This is a genomic window from Mesorhizobium sp. L48C026A00 (genome assembly GCF_000502375.1).
Taxonomy (GTDB): Bacteria; Pseudomonadota; Alphaproteobacteria; order Rhizobiales; family Rhizobiaceae; genus Mesorhizobium; species Mesorhizobium muleiense.
Map to the genome: position 1 here is coordinate 1 of NZ_AYWU01000075.1, position 7,451 is coordinate 7,451.

At 62.3% G+C, this 7,451-nt stretch carries 1 protein-coding gene and 5 pseudogenes; 3 read left to right on the plus strand and 3 right to left on the minus strand.

The window, feature by feature from the left end; genetic code table 11:
- Nucleotides 1-420, plus strand: a pseudogene (locus X738_RS89930) (Ulp1 family isopeptidase); the annotation flags it as partial.
- Between the two features lie 2,194 nt (nt 421-2,614).
- Here X738_RS89930 and X738_RS80135 read toward each other — a convergent pair.
- From X738_RS80135 to istA, 3 genes and pseudogenes are all read right to left on the minus strand, one after another.
- Nucleotides 2,615-3,133, minus strand: a pseudogene (locus tag X738_RS80135) (integrase core domain-containing protein); the annotation flags it as partial.
- 148 nt (nt 3,134-3,281) lie between these two features.
- A complete protein-coding gene (istB, locus tag X738_RS80140; protein ID WP_023804199.1) occupies nt 3,282-4,010 on the minus strand; it encodes an IS21-like element helper ATPase IstB in 729 nt (242 codons plus the stop codon).
- Nucleotides 3,943-5,509, minus strand: a pseudogene (istA, locus tag X738_RS80145) (IS21 family transposase). Before istA ends, istB begins: the two are co-directional and overlap by 68 nt.
- A gap of 571 nt (nt 5,510-6,080) precedes the next feature.
- Here istA and X738_RS85770 point away from each other — a divergent pair.
- Both X738_RS85770 and X738_RS84280 read left to right on the plus strand, forming a co-directional pair.
- Nucleotides 6,081-6,633 (plus strand): annotated as a pseudogene (locus X738_RS85770) (aldehyde dehydrogenase family protein); the annotation flags it as partial.
- Between the two features lie 216 nt (nt 6,634-6,849).
- Nucleotides 6,850-6,996 (plus strand): annotated as a pseudogene (locus X738_RS84280) (aldehyde dehydrogenase family protein); the annotation flags it as partial.
- Nucleotides 6,997-7,451: the final 455 nt, after the last annotated feature.

Sequence of the window (7,451 nt, forward strand, 5' to 3'; positions counted from 1 at the left end):
GTGCTAAGCGCATTCCAGCGCATCGTCCATAATCAGAACGGTAACGACACAGCCGACTTCCTGTTCGTGCCAGTGAGCGATGCCGGTACGACTCTTGAGGAGCGCGGCACCCATTGGTCGCTGCTGTTCGTTGATCGCCGCGACCGGGAACGGCCGGTTGCCTATCATTATGACTCCTTCAAGGGATGCAATGACACGCTTGCAGGAGACCTCGCAGAAAGGCTGGGCGCCAGCCTAGAGACCCGCGTGGACTCACCCCGCATCGCCCAGCAGAGCAACGAGTGGGATTGCGGAGTCTACGTGGTGGACGGCACGCGGGCGCTGGTTGGGCGATTGCAAAGATGGCAGCCAGACCTGCCAGACGTGAACCTCAACAACCTCGTCGTCAATCGGCAGGCACTACAAACCCGCCTCAGGGGTGACGATACATTCGGAACGGCAAATAATCTCACGAACTTTGAACTGATGGACCGACAGGCCCGAGACGCGGTTAAGGAAAGCCCCGTTGGGACGGGGGACGCCGCTGTGCAGCGCAGCGGGCCGCAGGAGACATTCAGTTGGCCAGAGAATCTCTCCCCTGGGGAAGCTAATGAAGGCGACGCTGTTGTGGCATCGTCTTTCGTGCCAACTGGGCACCATCACCAAGCCTCGGATCCCGCAGAGTCCTTTCGTCCCCTGATCTACGGCGACCAGGGCGCGCCGGACGAGCGGATCGCTGCACAGGACAGGAGCAACCAGCTGCCAAGCGAGGAGGTCCTCATCAACCGTGAGCATGATACAGCGGAGTTGAGACCAGCGAAGAGGCAAAGGACCCCGAACAGTCGTCTGCAGGACGTTGCCACTGAGCCGCAGCTGAGCGAGATCGGCAATTCAGGCGCTCGCGTGCTGATGCAGGCCCCCACCCATCAAGTGGGTGCATTGCCATGGGANGATTCGTCAGTGGTTGATCTGAATCCCCCCGCACCGTTCGAGTTGCGTGACCATGCTCGTTCTGTGCCGGCGGCGCCTGCCGGGCCAGCGTTCGCCAGGGCTGAGGAGACGCCCTCCGCGGTTGGCGAGGCCGCGGTGGCCGAAAGGCTGGCTCGGTTGCAAAAGCAGACGGTCGACGCTGATTTGTCGGGATATTTCGACTCGATTCCGCACGCGGACCTTCTACGATCGCCATGGGAGGCGCAACTCATGNCTCCGGAAGTTCCCGCCGTACGCCGCACTCGGGCGCGAAATTGCCCTTGCTGCTCGTCCGGAAGACGCAGTCGGTATGGAGGCTCGTGCCATTGGGGACGCCGCTGCGCAGCACAGCGGGCCGCAGAAGGCATTGGGTCGGCCAGAGTATCTCCCTGGGAAAGCTAAGCAGCTGAGCGAGATCGGCAATTCAGGCGCTCGCGTGCTGATGCAGGCCCCCACCCATCATGTGGATACATCGCCATGGGAGGCGCAACTCAGGAGCGGACAAGAACACGCCGCGGCGCCCTACGCCGGAGGCAGTGGGTCGATGCTGGGTGCCTCGGTGCTGCAGCNGCAAGGGAGCGGACAAGAACACGCCGCGGCGCCCTACGCCGGAGGCAGTGGGTCGATGCTGGGTGCCTCGGTGCTGCAGCCGAGTCACTCAAGGGCGCGCCATCATGATGCGCCGGATTCGTCAGTGGTTGATCTGAATCCCCTCGCACCGTTCGAGTTGCGTGACCATGCTCGTTCTGTGCCGGCGGCGCCTGCCGGGCCAGCGTTCGCCAGGGCTGNCCATGCTCGTTCTGTGCCGGCGGCGCCTGCCGGGCCAGCGTTCGCCAGGGCTGAGGAGACGCCCTCCGCGGTTGGCGAGGCCGCGGTGGCCGAAAGGTGGGCTCGGTTGCAAAAGCAAATGGACGAACCAGTGCATGATCCCGGCCCTCAAGTGGATACATCGCCATGGGAGGCGCAACTCATGGTGCAAGGGAGCGGACAAGAACACGCCGCGGCGCCCTACGCCGGAGGCAGTGGGTCGATGCTGGGTGCCTCGGTGCTGCNGGTCGACGCTGATTTGTCGGGATATTTCGACTCGATTCCGCACGCGGACCTTCTACGATCGCCATGGGAGGCGCAACTCATGACGCAAGGGAGCGGACAAGAACACGCCGCGGCGCCCTACGCCGGAGGCAGTGGGTCGATGCTGGGTGCCTCGGTGCTGCNATGCGCCGGATTCGTCAGTGGTTGATCTGAATCCCCCCGCACCGTCCGAGTTGCGTGACCATGCTCGTTCTGTGCCGGCGGCGGTGCAGCCAGATCCTCCAATAGGGGTCTCCGGTCGCGACAAGGGTCCCCTCTATTCCAACGATGCGACCGTTGTCGAAGGGCTGAGGTCAGCTTACGCGGGTAAGGTCAAGGAGGGCACGGTCAAGCGCCATGTAAATTCTCTTCTCGGCTTTGGTCGTTGGCTCTTTGACAATAACAGGCCGGGATTTGCTGCTCGGCTTGACGATTCGTCGCTGGATCAGGATCGCAAGGAGTACGAGAGCAGGGGTGGCCCCTCGGAGTACGAGAGCAGGGNTTGACGATTCGTCGCTGGATCAGGATCGCAAGGAGTACGAGAGCAGGGGTGGCCCCTCGGAGTACGAGAGCAGGGGTGGCCCCTCGATCGTGGCTAGATGTGGAACCTCAACAGGTTGTCCTCGGTTAGGCCGAGGCGGCTGATTGGTGTTTTGGACTTTAGGCTGCCGTGCGGTCGATGCCAATTGTATCGGTGCAGCCAGACGGGAAGTTCTCCGGCCCGATGATCGGAGGTCGGGTAGGCAATGGCGTAGGCCCATTCCCTGAGCGCGGTCTGAATGAAGCGCTCTGCCTTGCCATTGGTCTTGGGCGTATAGGGCTTTGTGCGGATATGTTTGAGGCCAAGCTCGCGGCAGGTCGTGGCGAAGGCTTTCGATCTGTAGCACGAGCCGTTGTCGGTCATGACGCGCGCGACTGAGATACCTAGGCTGGCATAATAGGCCACCGCTGCCTTGAGGAAGGCGATGGCGCTTTCCTTGCGCTCGTCGGGCAGTATTTGCGAGAAGGCGACGCGCGAAGCGTCGTCGATGCAGACATGAACGAACTCCCAGCCCACGCCGCGACTGTTGGACTGGCCGGTGCGATTACCGGTGATGCGGTGGCCAACCCGTTCTGTCAATCGGCCTGGAATGGGGACCCCGGACCGGCGCGCAAAAGGGACCCCCTTTTTGAGGCACGACGGTCAGCGCTCGCCGGGCGGAGCTGGTCTGGGTTGCGCAGCCCGGCGAGTGCGGATCGCGCTTGGCAGCTTGATGGGGTGATCAGGCGCGGTTCTTGAAGCGCCAGGACTCGTTTCCGGTCTCGATGATCTCGCAGTGATGGGTGAGACGGTCGAGCAGCGCGGTGGTCATCTTGGGGTCGCCGAAGACGGCGGGCCATTCTCCGAACGCCAGGTTTGTGGTGACGATGATCGAGGTGCGCTCGTAAAGCCGGCTGATCAGATGGAAGAGCAATTGCCCGCCGGCCTGGGCGAACGGCAGATAGCCGAGTTCGTCGAGCACGACGAAGTCGAGCCGGGTGAGGTAGTCGGCGATGCGGCCTTGCTTGCCGCCGCGGTGCTCGGTCTCCAATCGATTGACGAGATCGACGACGTTGAAGAAGCGACCGCGCGAGCCGTTGCGGATCAGGGCACGGGCAAGGGCAATCGCCAGATGCGACTTGCCGGTTCCTGTGCCGCCGATGAGCACCGCGTTGCGCTGGTCGGCGACGAAGGTGCCGTTGGCAAGGTCCCGGACCAGCACCTCGTTGACCGGCGTGCCGTCGAAGTCGAACTCCTCGATGTCCTTGGCGAGCGGCAGCTTGGCGACGGTGAGCTGGTATTTGATGGAGCGGGCCTGCTTCTCGGCAATCTCGGCCGACAGGAGATCACCGACGATCCTCGGCGGCTCGTGCTGGCGCTTGATACCCGTTGCCATGACCTCGTCATAGGCGCTGCGCATGCCATAGAGCTTCAGCGTCCCCATTAGTTCCAGAACCTGCGTGCGTTCCATCAGCTTGCCCTCCTGAGGCTGTCGTAGCGGGCGCAGTCGGCAACCGGCTCATGCGCCAGGCGGAGTGCTTCCGGGGTAAGAATGGTGATTGCCGGCGCCGGATCGCGCTGCCGTGCAAGGATGTTGATGATGACGGCTGACGAGCAGACGTTCTGGTCGAGCGCCTCCTGGCAGGCCGCCTCGACCGCGTCGAGGCCGTCACTGAGAACGGTAGCCAGGATCGCCACCATCTGCCGGTCGCCATCGTCCGCGGACTTCAATCTGCGCCGGACCCGTTCCATTGCCGATGGCAGAACCCAGTCTTGGAACGGCGCCCCGTTGCGCAGCGCTCCGGGCTTGCGGGCGAGCACGGGGACATAGTGCCAAGGGTTGTAGATCGTCTCGCCGCGCGCGAACGAACGCACATGTTCGGCAACAATCACGCCATCCTGACGAATGACGATGCGATCGGCATAGGCCTGGATCTCGACCGGCCGGCCGACGGCGGTCGACAGGACCGAGTATTTGTTGTTGTCGAAGCGCACCGTGCAGGTCTTCGACACCGAGGCGGGAACCGTGTGGAAGCCGTCGAAGGGGCCGCGATATTCGACCAGTTTGTCGCGCTCTTCCTCGAACACGTTCCAGATCGTGCGCTCCGGCTGGTCGATATGACGATGGGCTTTCGTGTAGGCGATGCATTTGTCGAGGAGCCAGGCGTTGAGTTCCTCATAGGATTTGAAGCGCAGGCGCGGTGTGAAGAAGCGCTCGCGCACCAGGCCGACCTGGTTCTCGACCTGCCCCTTCTCCCAGCCCGACGCCGGCGTGCAGGCGACCGGCTGCACCAGATAATGGCTGCACATCTGTAGGAAGCGACGATTGTATTGCCGGTCCTTGCCGACAAACACCGTCTCCACCGCCGTCTTCATGTTGTCGTAGATGCCGCGCGTGCAGGCGCCACCGAAGAAGGCAAACGCCCGATCGTGGGCGTCGAACACCATCTCCTGCGTCTCGCGCGGATAGGCCCTCACGAACATCATGCGGCTGTGGCAGAGCCGAACATGGGCGACCTTCACGGTCACCGTCACGCCGTTGATCAGAACGATCTCGTGGCTCCAGTCGAACTGGTAGGCCTCTCCCGGCGCGAAGAACAGCGGCACATAGGCTTCCGCCGTTGCCGATCCTTGCGCCTTCGCCCAGCCCTTGGCGTATCGACGGACCGCATCGTAGCTGCCTTCATATCCGAGCCCGCGAAGCTCCTCGTAAATCCGGATCAGAGTCAGCCGCTCGCGCGCCGCCTTGCCGTGGTTGCCACTTAAAAGCCCGTCGAGCTGATCCTGCCAGGGGCCGATCTTCGGCATCGGCTGATGCTCACGCTCGTAGCGGAACTCCGTCGCGTCCGACCGCAGCACCTTCCGGACAACCTTCCGCGATATCCTCAATTCGCGGCAGATCTCCTTGATCGACTTCCCCTGGACCAGCGAAAGCCGACGTATCTTCGCAATCGTCTCCACAACCAACATCCAAAACAAATGCCTCCGATCAAACCGAAGGCAGTGTGACAACCCTGCGTTACAGGGGTCCTTTTTGGACGCCGATCACCCCTGAAACGGGGTCCTTATTCCACGCCGAAACACAGTTTTGTAGAATGGTTTCATCCTCCTGAGCCCTTGCCCGCCGCAAGCGGGATATTGGTGCAGCCGTACTGAACGGCGACCGCATGTGAGGTTGATCGTGCTCGGAGACGGCCGGTCATGCAAATCGGGCTCAGACCTTGGANGTTCTGCTCATGCGTTGCTGAATTTAATCCTTGACCCCAAGAAGCCCATGTGAGGCCAGGTACCAGCGCACGCAAAGCAGGATCACCGACTGGTCGAAATGGCGGCCCTTGAACATCACGTGCTCCTCCACAGCTGAGGCGTGTTTCTTGCCATGCTCCGCTTACCGAAAGGTTTGCGACAGAGCCAGGACTCCCGCCGCTCGCCGATGCATTTTGGACGCAACCGCATCGAGCCGATGTGTTCGAGACGCTTCGCGGCTGCAGTCGCCGAACGATGGCGTGGTTATGCGACCTGTTCGGCATGGCTACCCCCCGTCCAGTCAGGCGTTCACGAAGGAGTTCGTCGAGAATTCGTGGAGAAAGTCCGCCACTTATCGTTGGCGAGGGCTTTGCTCCGGAGTGGCGATCGGTGCGCTGATCGCAGGCATGCTCTGGCCAAAATCGAATCCCATATCGCCGATGCCGTCGCGAAAGGCCGCAGAATTCGATGCGGGGGCAAACGCATCGGCGCGAATGGCACGTTTTTCGAACTATCGGTCCTGTCTCCAGCGAGATGACATCGCGCAAGAAAGAGACATTCGGGCGGTTGGGCGCCTGTGATTGCTTCGACGATGCGGATCAGGTCGTGCATGAGGCCAACGACACGATCTACGGCCTTGCCGCCCACATTTGTGCCTCAAACGGAAGCGTGTTTGGCGTGTGGCCGAGGCCTTGGAATATGGCGTGGTGGGTATGAACACGGGACGCATGTCGTCGGAAGCCGCGCCTTTCGGCCGCGTGAAGCAGTCCGGCATCGGGCGGGAGGGTTCCCGCCATTGCCTCGAGGACTACCTCGAAATGAAATACCTCTGCACGGGCGGCATCTGAAGCATGGGCTTGCAGGGCTCGCAGGCCGGTAAACCAGCGAGCCATCTCCAAATATCTGAATTGTGGATTGCTCCTCGACGGGAGCTGAGGGGCGGCTCCGCAAGCCTTACGACGCTCTTTGCGAGCCGTAGCTGCCGAGCTGGCAAAAGGCCGGGCTACGTCGCGCCNCATTGTGATGCCGTTAGGGGGCGTCCACCCCATCGATTAGGCCAAAATGGCATGGTGGGTATGAACACGGGACGCATGTCGTCGGAAGCCGCGCCTTTCGGCCGAGTGAAGCAGTCCGGCATCGGGCGGGAGGGTTCCCGCCATTGCCTCGAGGACTACCTCGAAATGAAATACCTCTGCACCGGCGGCATCTGAAGCATCGGCTTGCAGGGCTCGCAGACCGGTAGACCAGCGAGCCATCTCGAAATATGTGAATTGTGCATTGCTCCTCGACGGGAGCTGAGGGGCGGCTCCGCAAGCCTTACGACGCTCTTTGCGAGCCGTAGCTGCCGAGCTGGCAAAAGGCCGGGCTACGTCGCGCCAGCGCAATCGGCGCGCAGAAAATTAGGCCNCTCAGCTGATCTGTGGACGTGAGGCTAGCGTGAACCGGCACAAATTTGACCTATCCAATGTAACAGCTTGGCGGCAGGTGCAGCTCCCGGCATCTCAAGAGCAAGCGGCACAGGCCGGGCAAGAGGGCTTTGAGCAGCGCTCGGGCGAGGCGCGCCGAGCCGCTGCCCAAATTCCCGCCCCCGGGCGTTCCGGCTCTGCCAGACCCGTTCCATCCTCATCCGTCTCAGGGAGACCTGAGCCTCATCGAAGCCGCGGCC

Bases quoted from the DNA above. Each gene is read 5' to 3' on its own strand.
- istB (WP_023804199.1), bottom strand. From the start codon at position 4,010: ATGGAACGCACGCAGGTTCTGGAACTAATGGGGACGCTGAAGCTCTAT.